Origin of the sequence: Streptococcus pseudopneumoniae, from assembly GCF_001070815.1 — a bacterium.
Lineage (GTDB): Bacteria > Bacillota > Bacilli > Lactobacillales > Streptococcaceae > Streptococcus > Streptococcus pseudopneumoniae_P.
Genome location: NZ_JVLX01000046.1, coordinates 1 through 16,815, shown reverse-complemented (window position 1 = coordinate 16,815; position 16,815 = coordinate 1). Strand labels below are relative to the sequence as shown.

Sequence of the window (16,815 nt, the reverse complement as noted above, 5' to 3'; positions counted from 1 at the left end):
CCGCTGCGGCGGGTCTTGAAGCCGTTGTTGGGCGAGAAATGCGGGAGTTGGGCTACGATTGTCAGGTTGAAAATGGCCGTGTTCGTTTTCAAGGAGACGCGAGAGCCATCATCGAAACCAACCTCTGGCTTCGTGCAGCAGACCGTATTAAGATTATCGTAGGAACTTTCCCAGCTAAGACTTTTGAGGAGCTGTTTCAGGGAGTTTTCGCCCTAGATTGGGAAAATTATTTACCGCTTGGTGCTCGCTTTCCGATTGCCAAAGCTAAATGTGTTAAATCTAAACTGCACAATGAGCCAAGTGTACAGGCTATTTCAAAGAAGGCTGTTGTTAAGAAATTGCAGAAACATTATGCTCGTCCAGAAGGTATTCCCTTGATGGAGACTGGTCCTGAGTTTAAGATTGAAGTTTCTATTCTGAAAGACGTAGCAACTGTCATGATTGATACGACAGGATCCAGTCTCTTTAAACGTGGCTATCGTACAGAAAAAGGTGGCGCTCCTATCAAGGAAAACATGGCAGCAGCCATTTTGCAACTTTCTAACTGGTATCCAGACAAGCCTTTGATTGATCCTACCTGTGGTTCGGGAACTTTCTGTATCGAGGCAGTTATGATTGCTAGAAAGATGGCGCCTGGTCTTCGTCGCTCCTTTGCCTTTGAGGAGTGGAACTGGATTAGCGATCGTTTGATCCAAGAAGTGCGTACAGAAGCAGCCAAAAAAGTAGATCGTGAACTGGAACTAGATATCATGGGTTGTGATATCGATGCACGTATGGTCGAAATTGCTAAGGCTAATGCTCAGGCAGCAGGGGTTGCAGGCGATATTACCTTTAAGCAGATGCGCGTGCAGGATTTACGTTCCGATAAAATCAATGGAGTGATTATCTCCAACCCGCCTTATGGTGAACGTTTGTCAGATGATGCAGGGGTTACCAAGCTTTATGCTGAGATGGGTCAAGTATTTGCCCCGATGAAAACGTGGAGTAAATTTATCCTAACTAGTGATGAAGCTTTTGAGACCAAGTACGGTAGTCAGGCGGATAAGAAACGGAAGTTGTACAACGGAACTTTAAAAGTTGATTTGTATCAATATTTTGGTCAGCGTGTTAAACGTCAGGAAGCAAAGTAGGAAGGAAAACTCATGAGTAAGAACAGACGGAATCGTCATAAAACAGAACATCCAGAAGCGCAATTTGATTTTGATGATGCCAAAGAGCTAACGGTTGGAGAAGCTATGCGAAAAAATGAAGAGGTGGAAGCAGGTGTGTTGCCTGGAGATTCTATCTTGGACAAGTATGTGAAACAACATAAAGATGAAATTGAGGCAGATAAGTTTGAAACACGCCAGTTTAGCAAGGATGATTTAGTTGAAAAAGAAGAGGTAGAGGAGACTCAGACTCTGGATAATTTGCTTCAAGAGCTTCGTGAGGAAACAGGAGTAACTTCTCCAGCTCCAGAAGATGAATTGCGTCAGTTTGATGATTTAGAATTAACAAGAGTTTCAGAAACTCCTCTTGTCGAAGAATTTGAGACTGAAGAGGTACCATTGGTTGGAGCGGAAGAGGCTCTCACACGTTCTCGAGTGACGGATAGTGAAGATGGGAAAAGTAAGAAGAAATGGGTGCTTTACGGTATTCTAGCCGCATTAGTGGTTCTTATCCTTGGAACTGGTTATTATGTTTATCGTCAAGTAGCTCGTTCGACCAAGGAAATCCAGACTTCTCAATCATCTACAAACACGCAGTCAGATGCAGAAGAATTCAATAATTTATATGATGCTTTCTATACAGATAGCAACAAAACAGCTTTGAAGAATAGCCAGTTTGATAAACTGAGCCAACTGAAGACCTTACTTGATAAATTAGAAGGTAGTCGTGAATATACGCTTGCAAAATCTAAATATGATAGCCTCGAAACGCAAATCAAGGCCATTCAAGAGGTCAATGCTCAATTTGAAAAGCCAGCTATTGTTGATGGTGTTGTAGATACAAATGCCAAAGCCAAATCGGATGCTAAATTTACAGATATTAAAACTGGAAATACGGAGCTTGATAAATTGCTAGATAAGGCTATCAGCCTTGGTAAGAGCCAGCAAACAAGTGCTTCAAGCTCAAGTTCAAGTGAAACTAGCAGCTCAAGCTCTAGTCAAGCAAGTGAAAATACTGCTAGTGAAACAAGTCCAAGTAGCTCAAATACTGCATCAACTGAAACTAGCAGTACTCGCAGTGAAGTCAATATGGGTGTATCAAGTGCAGGGGTTGCTGTTCAAAGAAGTGCGAGTCGTGTTTCTTATAACCAGTCTGCTATTGATGATAGCAATAATTCTGCCTGGGATTTCGCGGATGGTGTCTTAGAACAAATTCTAGCGACTTCACGTTCACGTGGTTATATCACTGGTAACCAATACATCCTTGAACGTGTCAATATCGTTAATGGCAATGGTTATTACAACCTCTACAAGCCAGATGGAACCTATCTCTTTACCCTTAACTGTAAGACAGGATACTTTGTTGGAAATGGTTCTGGACATGCGGATGACTTGGACTACTAAGCAGTCGTTACAAAATTCTTTCTTTTCAAAAGTAAAAATGATAAAATAAAACAAATTAAACAAGAGGAGTGTCAAATGACAAAAGCTAACTTTGGTGTTGTTGGTATGGCCGTAATGGGTCGTAACCTTGCCCTTAATATTGAATCTCGTGGTTACACAGTTGCTATTTACAACCGTAGTAAAGAAAAAACTGAAGATGTAATTGCTTGCCATCCTGAAAAGAACTTTGTACCAAGCTATGATGTTGAAAGTTTTGTAAACTCAATCGAAAAACCTCGTCGTATCATGCTCATGGTTCAAGCTGGACCTGGTACAGATGCTACAATTCAAGCCCTTCTTCCACACCTTGACAAGGGTGATATCTTGATCGACGGAGGAAACACTTTCTACAAAGATACAATCCGTCGTAATGAAGAATTGGCAAACTCAGGTATCAACTTTATCGGTACTGGAGTTTCTGGTGGTGAAAAAGGTGCCCTTGAAGGTCCGTCTATCATGCCTGGTGGACAAAAAGAGGCCTACGAATTGGTTGCGGATGTTCTTGAAGAAATCTCAGCTAAAGCACCAGAAGATGGCAAACCATGTGTGACTTACATCGGTCCTGATGGAGCTGGTCACTATGTGAAAATGGTTCACAACGGTATCGAGTATGGTGATATGCAATTGATCGCAGAAAGCTATGACTTGATGCAACACTTGCTAGGCCTTTCTGCAGAAGATATGGCTGAAATCTTTACTGAGTGGAACAAGGGTGAATTGGACAGCTACTTAATCGAAATCACAGCTGATATCTTGAGCCGTAAAGACGATGAAGGTCAAGATGGACCAATCGTAGACTACATCCTTGATGCTGCAGGTAACAAGGGAACTGGTAAATGGACTAGCCAATCATCACTTGACCTTGGTGTGCCATTGTCACTCATCACTGAATCAGTATTTGCACGTTACATTTCAACTTACAAAGAAGAACGTGTGCATGCAAGCAAAGTTCTTCCAAAACCAGCTGCCTTCAACTTTGAAGGAGACAAGGCTGAGTTGATTGAAAAAATCCGTCAAGCCCTTTACTTCTCAAAAATCATTTCATACGCACAAGGTTTTGCTCAATTGCGTGTAGCTTCTAAAGAAAATAACTGGAACTTGCCATTTGCAGACATCGCATCTATCTGGCGTGATGGCTGTATCATCCGTTCTCGTTTCTTGCAAAAGATTACAGATGCTTACAACCGTGATGCAGATCTTGCCAACCTTCTTTTGGATGAGTACTTCTTGGATGTTACTGCTAAGTACCAACAAGCAGTGCGTGATATCGTAGCTCTTGCGGTTCAAGCTGGTGTGCCAGTGCCAACTTTCTCAGCAGCTATTACTTACTTTGATAGCTACCGTTCAGCTGACCTTCCAGCTAACTTGATCCAAGCGCAACGTGATTACTTTGGTGCCCACACTTACCAACGTAAAGACAAAGAAGGAACATTCCACTACTCTTGGTATGACGAAAAATAAGTAGGTCTGCCATGGGGAAACGGATTTTATTACTTGAGAAAGAAAGAAATCTAGCTCATTTTTTAAGTTTGGAACTCCAAAAAGAGCAATACCGAGTTGATCAGGTTGAGGAGGGGCAAAAAGCCCTCTCCATGGCTCTTCAGACAGACTATGACTTGATTTTATTGAATGCTCGTCTGGGGGATATGACAGCCCAGGATTTTGCAGACAAGCTGAGTCGGACTAAGCCAGCCTCAGTGATTATGGTCTTGGACCATCGTGAAGAATTGCAAGATCAGATTGAGACAATCCAACGCTTTGCCGTTTCTTACATCTATAAGCCAGTTATTATTGATAATTTGGTGGCTCGTATTTCAGCGATTTTCCGAGGTCGGGACTTTATCGACCAACATTGTAGTCAGATGAAGGTTCCAACGTCTTATCGCAATCTGCGTATGGATGTAGAACATCATACCGTTTATCGTGGCGAGGAGATGATTGCTCTGACTCGTCGTGAGTATGACCTCTTGGCTACTCTTATGGGAAGCAAGAAAGTTCTGACTCGTGAACAGTTGTTGGAAAGTGTCTGGAAGTATGAAAGTGCGACCGAAACCAATATCGTGGATGTCTATATCCGTTATCTACGTAGCAAGCTTGATGTAAAAGATCAAAAAAGCTACATTAAAACCGTGCGTGGTGTCGGTTACACCATGCAAGAATAGAAAGCAGTTGCAGTTATGTAACTGCTTTTTTTGAGGGGTGTTCTATATATTGACATGCGATTTTGTATTTGCTACAATCAGCTATGGAGGATAGGTCTAATGAAAATAATAAAAAAATTGATGCAAATCGCATTAGTATTCTTTTTCTTTGGTTTACTGGCAACAAAGGCAGTATTGGCGGATGATGCTGATTCAGAAGGTTGGCAATTTGTCCAAGAAAATGGTAGAACTTACTACAAGAAGGGTGACATCAAAGAAAAGGCTTGGCGAGTGATTGATGGCAAGTACTATTATTTTGATCATGTATCAGGAGAGATGGTTGTTGGCTGGCAATATATCCCGTTTCCGTCTAAAGGTAGTACAATTGGTCCTTACCCAAATGGTTTAAGATTAGAATTTATGCCAATGCCAAGATGGTATTACTTTAATCAAGATGGGGTCCTACAAGAATTTGTTGGCAAGCAAGTTTTAGAGGCAAAAACTGCTACAAATACCAACAAACATCATGGGGAACAATATGATAGTCCAGCAGAGAAACGAGTCTATTATTTTGAAGATCAACGTAGTTATCACACCTTAAAAACTGGTTGGATTTATGATGAGGGACACTGGTATTATTTACAAAAGGATAGTGGCTTTGATGCTCGTATCGACAGTTTGACGGTTGGGGAGCTAGTGCGTGGTTGGACCAATGATAACTCAACTTGGTACTATCTAGATCCAACAACTGCTACAATGCAAACTGGTTGGGAACAACTTGGCAATAAGTGGTACTACCTCCGCTCATCAGGAGCAATGGCAACTGGCTGGTATCAGGAAGGCTCAACTTGGTACTATTTAGATGCTGAAAATGGCGATATGAAAACAGGCTGGCAATACCTCGGTAACAAGTGGTACTATCTCCGTTCATCAGGAGCTATGGCAACTGGTTGGTTCCAGGTCAATGGCAAATGGCACTATGCTTATAGCTCAGGTGCCTTGGCAGTGAATACCACTGTAGATGGCTATTCTGTCAACTATAATGGCGAATGGGTTCAATAATGAAAAAAGCGATTGTGAATGGAAACAATCGCTTTTTTTATGAAAATATAATAAAATAGATAGGAAAGAATCAATACTTGTGTGAAAAATAAGACGGTCTTTCCGTCTAGTAAAAGGATAACATGACAAAAAAGGTTGGTGTCGGTCAGGCACATAGTAAGATAATTTTAATTGGGGAGCATGCAGTCGTTTACGGTTATCCGGCTATTTCCCTGCCTCTTTTGGAGGTGGAGGTGACTTGTAAGGTAGTTCCTGCAGCGAGTCCTTGGCGTCTCTATGAAGAGGATACCTTGTCCATGGCGGTGTATGCTTCACTGGAGTATTTGGATATCAAAGAATCCTGCATTCGCTGTGAGATTGACTCGGCTATCCCTGAAAAACGGGGAATGGGTTCGTCAGCGGCTATCAGCATAGCGGCCATTCGTGCGGTATTTGACTATTATCAGGCAGAACTGCCTCATGATGTACTAGAAATCTTGGTCAATCGAGCTGAGATGATTGCCCATATGAATCCTAGTGGTTTGGATGCTAAGACCTGTCTCAGTGACCAGCCTATTCGCTTTATTAAGAACGTAGGATTTACAGAGCTTGAGATGGATTTATCCGCCTATTTGGTGATTGCCGATACGGGTGTTTATGGTCATACTCGTGAAGCCATCCAAGTGGTTCAAAGCAAGGGCAAGGATGCCTTACCGTTTTTGCATGCCTTGGGAGAATTGACTCGGCAGGCAGAAGAAGCGATTTCACGAAAAGATGCTGAAGGGCTGGGACAAATCCTTAGTCAAGCGCATTTGCATTTAAAAGAAATTGGTGTTAGTAGTCCTGAGGCAGATTCTTTGGTTGAAACGGCTCTTAAACATGGAGCTCTGGGTGCCAAGATGAGCGGTGGTGGGCTTGGAGGCTGTATCATAGCCTTGGCACCCAATTTGCCACACGCACAAGAACTAGTAGAAAGATTAGAAGAGAAAGGAGCTGTTCAGATATGGATAGAGAGCCTGTAACAGTACGTTCCTACGCAAATATTGCTATTATCAAATATTGGGGAAAGAAAAAAGAAAAAGAGATGGTGCCTGCTACTAGCAGTATCTCTCTGACTTTGGAGAATATGTATACGGAGACGACCTTGTCGCCTTTACCAACGGATGCGACTGCTGATGCATTTTATATCAATGGTCAGTTACAAAATGAGGTTGAGCATGCCAAGATGAGCAAGATTATTGACCGCTACCGTCCAGATGGTGATGGCTTTGTTCGTATTGATACTCAAAACAATATGCCTACCGCAGCGGGCTTGTCTTCAAGTTCTAGTGGTTTATCCGCCTTAGTTAAGGCTTGCAATGCTTATTTCAAGCTTGGCTTGGATAGAAGTCAGTTGGCACAGGAGGCTAAGTTTGCCTCAGGTTCTTCCTCTCGGAGTTTTTATGGACCGCTAGGTGCCTGGGACAAGGATAGCGGGGAAATTTACCTTGTAGAGACAGACTTGAAACTAGCTATGATTATGTTGGTGCTAGAGGATAAGAAAAAACCAATCTCTAGCCGTGACGGGATGAAACTTTGTGTGGAAACCTCGACGACCTTTGATGACTGGGTGCGTCAGTCTGAGAAGGATTATCAGGATATGCTGGTTTATCTCAAAGAGAACGACTTTGCTAAGGTTGGGGAATTAACGGAGAAAAATGCCCTGGCTATGCACGCTACGACCAAAACAGCATCACCAGCCTTTTCTTATCTGACGGATGCAAGCTATGAAGCCATGGACTTTGTCCGCCAGCTTCGTGAACAAGGGGAAGCCTGCTACTTTACTATGGATGCAGGACCCAATGTCAAAGTCCTCTGTCAAGAGAAAGACTTGGAGCATTTGTCAGAAATCTTCGGTCAACGTTATCGCTTGATTGTGTCAAAAACAAAGGATTTGAGTCAAGATGATTGCTGTTAAAACTTGCGGGAAACTTTATTGGGCAGGTGAATATGCTATTTTAGAGCCCGGACAGTTGGCCTTGATAAAGGCTATTCCCATCTATATGAAGGGCGAGATTGCTTTTTCTGATAGTTACCGTATCTACTCAGATATGTTTGATTTCGCAGTTGATTTGACGCCAAATCCTGACTATAGCTTGATTCAAGAAACAATTGCTTTGATGAATGGCTTCCTCGTTTATCGTGGGCAGACCTTGCGACCTTTTTCTCTAGAAATCCGTGGAAAAATGGAACGAGAAGGGAAAAAGTTTGGTTTAGGTTCTAGCGGTAGCGTCGTTGTCTTGGTCATCAAGGCTCTGCTGGCTCTGTATAATCTTTCGATTGATCAGAACCTCTTGTTCAAGCTGGCCAGTGCTGTCTTGCTTAAGCGCGGAGACAATGGTTCTATGGGGGACATTGCCTGTATTGTGGCAGAGGATTTGGTTCTCTACCAGTCATTTGATCGCCAGAAGGTGGCTGCTTGGTTGGAAGAAGAAAACTTAGCGACTGTTTTAGAGCGTGATTGGGGCTTTTCAATCTCACATGTACAACCTGCCCTAGAATGTGATTTCCTAGTGGGATGGACCAAGCAAGTGGCTGTATCGAGTCACATGGTCCAGCAAATCAAGCAAAATATCAATCAGAATTTTTTAAGTTCCTCAAAAGAAACGGTGGTTTCTTTGGTAGAAGCCTTGGAACAGGTGAAATCAGAAAAAATTATCGAGCAAGTAGAAGTGGCCAGCAAGCTCTTAGAAGGCTTGAGCACAGATATTTACACGCCTTCGCTTAGACAGTTGAAAGAAGCTAGTCAAGATTTGCAAGCTGTCGCCAAGAGTAGCGGTGCTGGTGGTGGTGATTGTGGTATTGCCTTGAGTTTTGATGAGCAATCAACTAAAACCCTAAAAAACCGTTGGGCCGATCTGGGGATTGAGCTCTTATACCAAGAAAGGATAGGACATGACGACAAATCGTAAGGATGAGCACATCCGCTATGCCCTTGAGCAGAAAAGTTCCTATAATAGCTTTGATGAGGTGGAGTTGATTCATTCTTCCTTGCCTCTTTACGACCTGGATGAAGTCGATCTGTCGACAGAGTTTGCTGGTCGAAAGTGGGATTTTCCTTTTTATATCAATGCCATGACGGGTGGAAGCGATAAGGGAAGAGAAATCAATCAAAAGCTGGCTCAGGTGGCGGAAGCCTGTGATATTTTATTTGTAACGGGTTCTTATAGCGCAGCCCTTAAAGATCCAGCAGCTGACTCTTTTTCTGTCAAGTCTGATCATCCAAATCTCCTTCTTGGAACCAATATTGGATTGGACAAGCCTGTCGAGTTAGGTCTTCAGACTGTAGAAGAGATGAATCCTGTTCTCTTGCAAGTGCATGTCAACGTCATGCAGGAATTGCTCATGCCTGAGGGAGAAAGAACGTTTAGAAACTGGCAATCGCACCTAGCAGACTATGGCAAGCAAATCCCTGTTCCGATTGTCCTCAAGGAAGTAGGTTTTGGAATGGATGTGAAGACCATCGAAAGAGCCTATGAACTGGGTGTTCGTACAGTGGATCTATCAGGACGTGGTGGCACCAGCTTTGCTTATATCGAAAACCGTCGCAGTGGTCAACGTGACTACCTCAATCAATGGGGCCAGTCCACCATGCAGGCCCTTATCAATGCCCAAGACTGGAAAGACAAGGTCCAACTCTTAGTTAGTGGAGGTGTTCGCAATCCGCTGGATATGATTAAGTGTTTGGTCTTTGGTGCTAAGGCTGTAGGACTCTCTCGAACAGTTCTAGAATTGGTTGAAACCTACACAGTTGAAGAAGTGATTGGCATTGTCCAAGGCTGGAAAGACGACCTGCGTTTGATTATGTGTGCCCTTAATTGTGCCACTATAGCAGATTTACAAAAAGTAGACTATCTTCTTTATGGAAAATTAAAAGAAGCAAAGGATCAGATGAAAAAGGCGTAACCACCGCCTTTTTTTCCATCTTCAGACCGAGGTGACTTTTTTGAATTGTGATAAAATAGAAGGGAGAGGATGAACCTATGAGAAAATTTAAAATCTTTTTATTTATCGAAGCCTGTCTTTTGACAGGAGCTCTGATTTTGATGGTTTCAGAGCATTTTTCGCGTTTTCTGCTGATTTTATTCCTCTTTTTGCTTTTGATTCGCTATTACACTGGTAAAGAGGGCAATAACCTTCTTTTGGTGGTGGCAACCATTCTCTTCTTTTTCATCGTCATGCTCAATCCTTTTGTGATTCTAGCTATTTTTGTTGCGGTTATATACAGTCTATTTCTTCTTTACCCGATGATGAATCAGGAAAAAGATCAGACCAATTTGGTGTTTGAAGATGTGGTGACGGTTAAGAAGGAGAAAAATCGTTGGTTTGGTAATCTCCATCATTTTTCAAGTTACCAGACTTGCCAATTTGATGATATCAATATTTTTCGCCTCATGGGTAAAGACACTATTCATCTGGAGAGGGTAATCCTAACCAATCACGATAATGTCATTATCCTCAGAAAGATGGTAGGTACGACCAAAATCATTGTGCCCGTAGATGTAGAAGTTAGTCTCAGTGTTAACTGTCTCTATGGGGATTTGACTTTTTTTAATCATCCAAAGCGAGCTCTACGTAATGAACACTATCATCAAGAAACGAGAGATTATCTCAAGAGTAACAAGAGCGTCAAGATTCTCTTGACCACTATGATTGGCGATGTGGAGGTGGTCAGAGGATGAAAAAACAAGCTTATGTAATCATTGCCCTCACCTCCATCCTGTTTGTCTTATTTCTGTCCCACAGCTTGCTGGACATCCTTGACTTTGACTGGTCTATTTTCTTACATGATGTCGAAAAAACAGAAAAATTTATCTTTTTGTTGTTGGTATTCAGCATGTCCATGACCTTTCTCTTAGCCCTGTTTTGGAGAGCTATCGAAGAGCTTTCTCTAAGAAAAATGCAGTCTAATCTCAAGCGTTTATTAGCAGGACAAGAAGTGATTCGGCTTGCAGATCCAGATTTGGATGCCAGTTTCAAGTCCTTGTCAGGTAAACTTAATCTTTTGACAGAAGCTCTTCAAAAAGCAGAAAATCAGAGTCTTGCTCAGGAAGAGGAAATCATCGAGAAAGAACGGAAGCGGATTGCTCGGGATTTGCACGATACAGTCAGTCAGGAGTTGTTTGCGGCCCACATGATTTTGTCAGGTGTCAGCCAGCAGTCTTTGAAATTGGATAGAGAAAAGATGCAGACCCAGTTGCAGAGCGTCACAGCCATCCTTGAAACAGCCCAGAAGGACTTGAGAGTCTTGCTCTTGCATTTGCGACCAGTTGAACTGGAGCAGAAGAGTCTGGTTGAGGGAATTCAAATCCTCTTAAAAGAGCTTGAGGACAAGAGCGATCTCAAGGTTAGTTTCAAGCAAAATGTGACGAAATTGCCCAAGAAAATCGAGGAGCATATCTTCCGCATCTTGCAGGAGTTGATCAGCAATACCCTCCGCCATGCCCAGGCCTCTTGTTTGGATGTCTATCTCTATCAGACGGATGTTGAATTGCAGCTGAAGGTGGTGGATAATGGGATTGGTTTCCAGTTGGGGAGCTTAGACGACTTGAGTTATGGACTTCGTAATATCAAGGAGCGGGTCGAAGATATGGCAGGGACGGTTCAGTTATTAACAGCTCCCAAGCAAGGACTGGCAGTTGATATCCGTATTCCCTTGTTAGGTAAGGAATCATAAAGGAGTAGAGATGAAAATTTTACTAGTAGATGACCATGAAATGGTCCGATTGGGCTTGAAAAGTTACTTTGACCTCCAAGACGATGTAGAAGTTGTGGGCGAGGCGGCAAACGGGTCTCAAGGTATTGACTTGGCCTTGAAACTGCGTCCAGATGTCATTGTCATGGATATCGTTATGCCTGAGATAAATGGAATTGATGCGACCTTGGCTATCCTCAAAGAATGGCCTGAAGCCAAGATTTTGATTGTGAGCTCTTATTTGGACAATGAAAAAATCATGCCCGTCTTAGATGCAGGTGCTCGTGGCTATATGCTTAAGACTTCTAGTGCCGACGAACTGCTCCATGCTGTCCGTAAGGTGGCTGCTGGGGAGTTGGCCATTGAGCAAGAGGTCAGCAAAAAAGTCGAATACCACCGCAATCACATAGAACTACATGAGGACCTGACTGCGCGTGAGCGAGATGTTCTCCAACTCATCGCCAAGGGCTACGAAAATCAGCGTATCGCAGATGAACTTTTTATCTCTCTCAAGACGGTCAAGACCCATGTGTCCAATATCCTAGCCAAACTTGAAGTCAGCGATCGTACCCAGGCTGCAGTCTATGCCTTTCAGCACCACTTGGTGGGGCATGAGGAGTTTTAGATGAGTCTAACAGATTTACTTGTTGAGCTAGAAGCAGCAAGAGATTCAAAAAATGCAGGGCCCATGGAAGCCTATATGCGCCATCAATTTTTCTTCCTAGGCGTTGCGGCTCCTGAAAGAAATGCACTCTATAAAAAATACTTTCCAAAAGCGAAAAAAACAAAGATTATCGACTGGAATTTTGTAGATACTTGCTGGAGAAAGGAGCCTAGAGAATACCAATATGTGGCTGCTAATTATTTGAAAGCAATGCAGTCTTATCTAACGGAGAACGATTTACCTAAGCTTGAGCGGTTAGTCGTCACAAAATCCTGGTGGGATACCGTAGATATCCTAGATCGAGTAGTAGGGAGTTTGGTGTATGACCACCCTGAACTAGAAGAAATAATCTTAAAATGGAGCCTATCAGATAATATCTGGCTGAGACGTGTCGCTATTGACCACCAGTTGTTAAGAAAAGAGAAGACCAATGTTCAATTAATGGAAAAGATTCTGCTTCATAATTTGAACCAAACAGAATTCTTTATCAATAAAGCCATTGGCTGGGCTCTAAGAGACTACTCCAAAACCAATCCAACTTGGGTAGCAGGCTTCATTGAGAAAAACAAGGAAAGAATGGCTGACCTTAGTATCAAAGAAGCAAGCAAGTACCTCTAGCGTGATTGAAAAGAGCATTCGTTACTTGAAAAAAGTCGCCCATTTATGTTATAATAGACTGTATTTAAAAAATTTTAAGGAGAAATGACAGAATGTCTGTATCATTTGAAAACAAAGAAACAAACCGTGGTGTCTTGACTTTCACTATCTCTCAAGACCAAATCAAACCAGAATTGGACCGTGTCTTCAACTCAGTGAAGAAATCTCTTAATGTTCCAGGTTTCCGTAAAGGTCACCTTCCACGCCCTATCTTCGACAAAAAATTTGGTGAAGAGTCACTTTACCAAGACGTTATGAACGCTCTTTTGCCAAATGCTTATGAAGCAGCTGTAAAAGAAGCTGGTCTTGAAGTCGTTGCTCAACCAAAAATTGACGTAACTTCAATGGAAAAAGGTCAAGACTGGGTTATCACTGCTGAAGTTGTTACAAAACCTGAAGTAAAATTGGGTGACTACAAAAACCTTGAAGTATCAGTTGATGTAGAAAAAGAAGTAACTGATGCTGACGTTGAAGAACGTATCGAACGCGAACGCAACAACTTGGCTGAATTGGTTATCAAGGAAGCTGTTGCTGAAAACGGCGACACTGTTGTCATCGACTTTGTTGGTTCTATCGATGGTGTTGAATTTGACGGCGGAAAAGGTGAAAACTTCTCACTTGGACTTGGTTCAGGTCAATTCATCCCTGGTTTCGAAGACCAATTGGTAGGTCACTCAGCTGGCGAAACTGTTGATGTTATCGTAACATTCCCAGAAGACTACCAAGCAGAAGATCTTGCAGGTAAAGAAGCTAAATTCGTGACAACTATCCACGAAGTAAAAGCTAAAGAAGTTCCAGCTCTTGACGATGAGCTTGCAAAAGACATCGATGAAGAAGTTGAAACACTTGCTGAATTGAAAGAAAAATACCGCAAAGAATTGGCTGCTGCTAAAGAAGAAGCATACAAAGATGCAGTTGAAGGAGCAGCAATCGATAAAGCTGTAGAAAACGCTGAAATCGTAGAACTTCCAGAAGAAATGATCCACGAAGAAGTTCACCGTTCAGTTAATGAATTCCTTGGAAACTTGCAACGTCAAGGTATCAACCCTGACATGTACTTCCAAATCACTGGAACTACTCAAGAAGATCTTCACAAACAATACGAGGGAGAAGCTGAGTCACGTACTAAGACTAACCTTGTTATCGAAGCAGTTGCCAAAGCTGAAGGATTTGATGCTTCAGGAGAAGAAATCCAAAAAGAAGTTGAGCAATTGGCAGCAGACTACAACATGGAAGTTGCTCAAGTACAAAGCTTGCTTTCAGCTGATATGTTGAAACACGACATCACAATTAAAAAAGCTGTTGAATTGATTACAAGCACAGCAACAGTTAAATAATCTTATACTCTTCGAAAATCAAATTCAAACCACGTCAGCGTCGCCTTACCGTACTCAAGTACAGCTTGTGGCTAGCTTCCTAGTTTGCTCTTTGATTTTCATTGAGTATTAATAAACAAAAATCCCACCTGAATTGGTGGGTTTTCTTATGCACTATTTTCCAAAAATCTCTTTGAGGTCTGCCTCTGTAATCCCAATCATGGCTGGGATGCTGTCCCAGTTTTCTTCTGTCAGGATGTAGGATTGTTCAGAGTCACTTGATGTGGCAGTTTCAGAGATAGATTGTTGCTTTTCTTCAACATTCTCCAATAAATCACTGAAACGTTCAATCAGATAGGTTTTTCGGGCAGTTCCGATATGTTGGGTAGCATAGTCGAAGGCCTGTAATTCGCCTAGTAAGATAAGCTTGCTTTTGGCGCGTGTAATGGCTGTATAGATGAGATTTCGCTCCAGCATGCGCCTGCTAGCACTGGTAATCGGTAGGATGACAACAGGAAACTCGCTTCCCTGGGACTTATGGATACTCATGGCATAGGCCAGGCGAATCTTGTACCATTCGTTACGTGGGTAAGAGACCTCGTTGCCATCAAAATCAATGACAATCTCGTCTTGTTTCGATTCGGTATATTTACCAGGAATCAGGTCTGTGATGGCTCCTAAATCTCCATTAAAGACATTGATTTCAGCATCGTTGACCAAATGAATGACCTTATCCCCCTTACGATAGTGGCACTGGGGAGCTTCAAAACTGAGTTGGTCTTTTTGTGGTGGATTGAGCAGGTCTTGCATGAGTTGGTTGATGGAATCAATCCCTGCAGTCCCTCGGTACATGGGAGCCAGAACCTGAATATCACGAGCAGGGATACCACTTCTAAGGGCAGCGCCTAAAATCTTTTCAATAGTAGCAGGGATATGACCACTAGCGATTTCAAAGTAGGAACGGTCTGCTTTTTTCTGGGTGAAATCAGCTGGCAAGATACCCTGTCGAATCTGACTAGCTAGGGTGACGATGGTTGATTCTTCGCTTTGTCGATAAATTTTTTCCAAGCGAGTCTGAGGAATCAAGGGAATATGAAGCAGATCCGCTAGAACCTGTCCAGGACTGACAGAAGGCAACTGGTCGCTGTCGCCAACGATGAGGATTTTACTGTTAGAAGAGATGTTGGAGAAGAGTTGATTGGCCAGCCAAGTATCCACCATGGAAAATTCATCCACGATGATAAAGTCAGCATCCAGATAATCTTCCAGATGACTGGTATCATCGTCGCCTGTCATTCCCAAGTGGCGGTGTATGGTCGCGCTAGGCAAACCTGTCAATTCATTCATGCGCCGAGCTGCTCGGCCAGTTGGAGCAGCAAGAAGAATCGGCAGATTGCTTTTTTTCCTGAGGTCAAGTCCTTCTAAAAGGGCATAAACAGCGATGATACCATTGATAACAGTTGTCTTACCAGTACCAGGTCCACCTGTTAGGATAAAGACCTTGTTCTGGATAGCGTCACTGATAGCTTGTTTTTGAATGCTATCATACTCAATTCCCAGTTCTTCCTCGACAGTAGTGATATGTTTTTGAATGGTTTCTAAATCTTGGCTCTTCTGTTTTCCTTTTTCAAGGATACGAACCAAGTGACTGCGGATACCTTCCTCAGCGAAAAAGAGGCTGTTATCAAAAATTTTGGTATCAATCTGCTGAACCTTGTCTTCTTCGATCAGGTAGGAGAGCTCTTGGGCCACTTGGCTGGGGTCCAGTTCCACGGGACGAGAAGATTCAAGGAGAGTAAGGGTTTGTTCTAACAAATCCCGTGCTTCAACATAGGTGTCCCCTGTTTCCATACAGGCCTGAAAAAGACTATGAACTAGACCGGCGCGGAAGCGTTCAGGAGCCTGACTTTCGATGCCTAGTTCTTCCGCTAATTGGTCAGCAATAGTAAATCCCAAACCCTTGATATCCTCAACCAGCTGGTAGGGATAATTTTCAACCACATCAAGGGTTTCTTCCTTGTAAAAGTCTTGAATCTGAAAGGCTAGTTTATTGGGAATGCCGTAGTTGGCTAGTTTGGCCAAAACCATCTCGGTTCCGTAGTTGAGACGGAGAGTGGAGACGAAAGCCTCGCGATTTTTGGCAGAGAGTCCTGCGATGCCTTCTAACTTTTCTGGGTGTTGCAGAATTTCGTCAATGGTATTGTCGCCATAGGTATCCACAATTTTCTGAGCTGTCTTGAGACCAATTCCCTTGAAATGGCTACTTGAAAAGTACTTGACCAAGCCCTTGCTAGTTGGTTTTGCGCGTTCATATCGGCTGATTTGCAGTTGTTCCCCATACTTGGAGTGCTGGACAATTTGCCCCCAAAAAGTATAGTCTTCTCCCTCAATCACGTCAGCCATGGTACCGGTGACAATAATTTCAAAATCATCAAAATCCTCTGCGTCCGTATCGTCGATTTCTAGGAGGAGGATGCGATAAAAATTGCTGGGATTTTCAAAAATAATCCGTTCAATGGTTCCTGAAAAATAAACTTCCATAAGATTCCTTTGCATAAATAGGTGAGAGTTAATACTCTTCGAAAATCAAATTCAAACCACGTCAGCTTCGCCTTGTCGTACTCAAGTACAGCCTGCGGCTAGCTTCCTAGTTTGCTCTTTGATTTTCATT

General features: G+C 42.7%; 15 protein-coding genes. 14 read left to right on the top strand and 1 reads right to left on the bottom strand.

Annotated elements, in window-relative coordinates; translation table 11 throughout:
* The 14 genes from ADG81_RS05335 to tig all read left to right on the top strand — a co-directional run.
* Positions 1-1,130, top strand: a 1,130-nt coding sequence (locus tag ADG81_RS05335; RefSeq protein WP_049551131.1) for a THUMP domain-containing class I SAM-dependent RNA methyltransferase, incomplete at its 5' end; no start/stop codon positions are given.
* A gap of 12 nt (positions 1,131-1,142) precedes the next feature.
* Positions 1,143-2,552 (top strand): cell division site-positioning protein MapZ, encoded by a 1,410-nt coding sequence (gene mapZ / locus ADG81_RS05330; RefSeq protein ID WP_049551130.1) that lies wholly within the window; start codon positions 1,143-1,145, stop codon positions 2,550-2,552.
* 75 nt (positions 2,553-2,627) lie between these two features.
* On the top strand, positions 2,628-4,052 hold the full coding sequence (gndA, locus tag ADG81_RS05325) for an NADP-dependent phosphogluconate dehydrogenase (protein ID WP_000158781.1): 1,425 nt from the start codon (positions 2,628-2,630) through the stop codon (positions 4,050-4,052).
* Between the two features lie 11 nt (positions 4,053-4,063).
* Positions 4,064-4,753, top strand: a complete 690-nt coding sequence (locus tag ADG81_RS05320; RefSeq protein WP_049551129.1) for a response regulator transcription factor — start codon at positions 4,064-4,066, stop codon at positions 4,751-4,753.
* 99 nt (positions 4,754-4,852) lie between these two features.
* Complete coding sequence (locus ADG81_RS05315; protein WP_049551128.1) at positions 4,853-5,794, top strand: N-acetylmuramoyl-L-alanine amidase family protein; 942 nt, start codon at positions 4,853-4,855, stop codon at positions 5,792-5,794.
* A gap of 122 nt (positions 5,795-5,916) precedes the next feature.
* Positions 5,917-6,795, top strand: a complete 879-nt coding sequence (gene mvk / locus ADG81_RS05310) for a mevalonate kinase (RefSeq protein ID WP_049551127.1) — start codon at positions 5,917-5,919, stop codon at positions 6,793-6,795.
* Positions 6,777-7,730 carry a diphosphomevalonate decarboxylase gene (gene mvaD, locus ADG81_RS05305; protein ID WP_033686440.1) on the top strand — a complete coding sequence of 318 codons (954 nt, stop codon included), beginning with the start codon at positions 6,777-6,779 and terminating at the stop codon, positions 7,728-7,730. The genes mvk and mvaD overlap by 19 nt, the downstream gene beginning before the upstream one ends.
* Positions 7,717-8,724 (top strand): phosphomevalonate kinase, encoded by a 1,008-nt coding sequence (locus ADG81_RS05300; RefSeq protein ID WP_049551126.1) that lies wholly within the window; start codon positions 7,717-7,719, stop codon positions 8,722-8,724. The genes mvaD and ADG81_RS05300 overlap by 14 nt, the downstream gene beginning before the upstream one ends.
* Positions 8,708-9,718, top strand: a complete 1,011-nt coding sequence (gene fni / locus ADG81_RS05295; RefSeq protein WP_049551125.1) for a type 2 isopentenyl-diphosphate Delta-isomerase — start codon at positions 8,708-8,710, stop codon at positions 9,716-9,718. Before ADG81_RS05300 ends, fni begins: the two co-directional genes overlap by 17 nt.
* A gap of 77 nt (positions 9,719-9,795) precedes the next feature.
* Positions 9,796-10,494, top strand: coding sequence for a cell wall-active antibiotics response protein LiaF (gene liaF, locus ADG81_RS05290; RefSeq protein WP_049551124.1), 699 nt, complete (start codon positions 9,796-9,798; stop codon positions 10,492-10,494).
* On the top strand, positions 10,491-11,489 hold the full coding sequence (locus ADG81_RS05285; RefSeq protein ID WP_049551123.1) for a sensor histidine kinase: 999 nt from the start codon (positions 10,491-10,493) through the stop codon (positions 11,487-11,489). Before liaF ends, ADG81_RS05285 begins: the two co-directional genes overlap by 4 nt.
* 10 nt (positions 11,490-11,499) lie before the next feature.
* Positions 11,500-12,132, top strand: a complete 633-nt coding sequence (locus tag ADG81_RS05280) for a response regulator transcription factor (protein WP_049551122.1) — start codon at positions 11,500-11,502, stop codon at positions 12,130-12,132.
* On the top strand, positions 12,133-12,789 hold the full coding sequence (locus ADG81_RS05275) for a DNA alkylation repair protein (protein WP_049551121.1): 657 nt from the start codon (positions 12,133-12,135) through the stop codon (positions 12,787-12,789).
* 92 nt (positions 12,790-12,881) lie between these two features.
* Entirely contained in the window at positions 12,882-14,165 is a 1,284-nt protein-coding gene (tig, locus tag ADG81_RS05270) for a trigger factor (protein WP_049551120.1), read from the top strand.
* A 153-nt stretch (positions 14,166-14,318) separates the two neighbouring features.
* On the opposite strand, the gene ADG81_RS05265 is transcribed toward tig, so the two are convergent.
* A complete protein-coding gene (locus tag ADG81_RS05265) occupies positions 14,319-16,685 on the bottom strand; it encodes an ATP-dependent RecD-like DNA helicase (protein WP_049551119.1) in 2,367 nt (788 codons plus the stop codon).
* Positions 16,686-16,815: the final 130 nt, after the last annotated feature.

Excerpts from the sequence above, each read along its gene's own strand:
- ADG81_RS05265 (WP_049551119.1), bottom strand. The coding sequence starts at position 16,685 with ATGGAAGTTTATTTTTCAGGAACCATTGAACGGATTATTTTTGAAAAT.
- mvaD (WP_033686440.1), top strand. The coding sequence starts at position 6,777 with ATGGATAGAGAGCCTGTAACAGTACGTTCCTACGCAAATATTGCTATT.
- ADG81_RS05320 (WP_049551129.1), top strand. The coding sequence starts at position 4,064 with ATGGGGAAACGGATTTTATTACTTGAGAAAGAAAGAAATCTAGCTCAT.
- ADG81_RS05285 (WP_049551123.1), top strand. The coding sequence starts at position 10,491 with ATGAAAAAACAAGCTTATGTAATCATTGCCCTCACCTCCATCCTGTTT.
- mapZ (WP_049551130.1), top strand. The coding sequence starts at position 1,143 with ATGAGTAAGAACAGACGGAATCGTCATAAAACAGAACATCCAGAAGCG.
- gndA (WP_000158781.1), top strand. The coding sequence starts at position 2,628 with ATGACAAAAGCTAACTTTGGTGTTGTTGGTATGGCCGTAATGGGTCGT.
- liaF (WP_049551124.1), top strand. The coding sequence starts at position 9,796 with ATGAGAAAATTTAAAATCTTTTTATTTATCGAAGCCTGTCTTTTGACA.
- mvk (WP_049551127.1), top strand. The coding sequence starts at position 5,917 with ATGACAAAAAAGGTTGGTGTCGGTCAGGCACATAGTAAGATAATTTTA.
- ADG81_RS05300 (WP_049551126.1), top strand. The coding sequence starts at position 7,717 with ATGATTGCTGTTAAAACTTGCGGGAAACTTTATTGGGCAGGTGAATAT.
- tig (WP_049551120.1), top strand. The coding sequence starts at position 12,882 with ATGTCTGTATCATTTGAAAACAAAGAAACAAACCGTGGTGTCTTGACT.
- ADG81_RS05275 (WP_049551121.1), top strand. The coding sequence starts at position 12,133 with ATGAGTCTAACAGATTTACTTGTTGAGCTAGAAGCAGCAAGAGATTCA.
- fni (WP_049551125.1), top strand. The coding sequence starts at position 8,708 with ATGACGACAAATCGTAAGGATGAGCACATCCGCTATGCCCTTGAGCAG.
- ADG81_RS05280 (WP_049551122.1), top strand. The coding sequence starts at position 11,500 with ATGAAAATTTTACTAGTAGATGACCATGAAATGGTCCGATTGGGCTTG.
- ADG81_RS05315 (WP_049551128.1), top strand. The coding sequence starts at position 4,853 with ATGAAAATAATAAAAAAATTGATGCAAATCGCATTAGTATTCTTTTTC.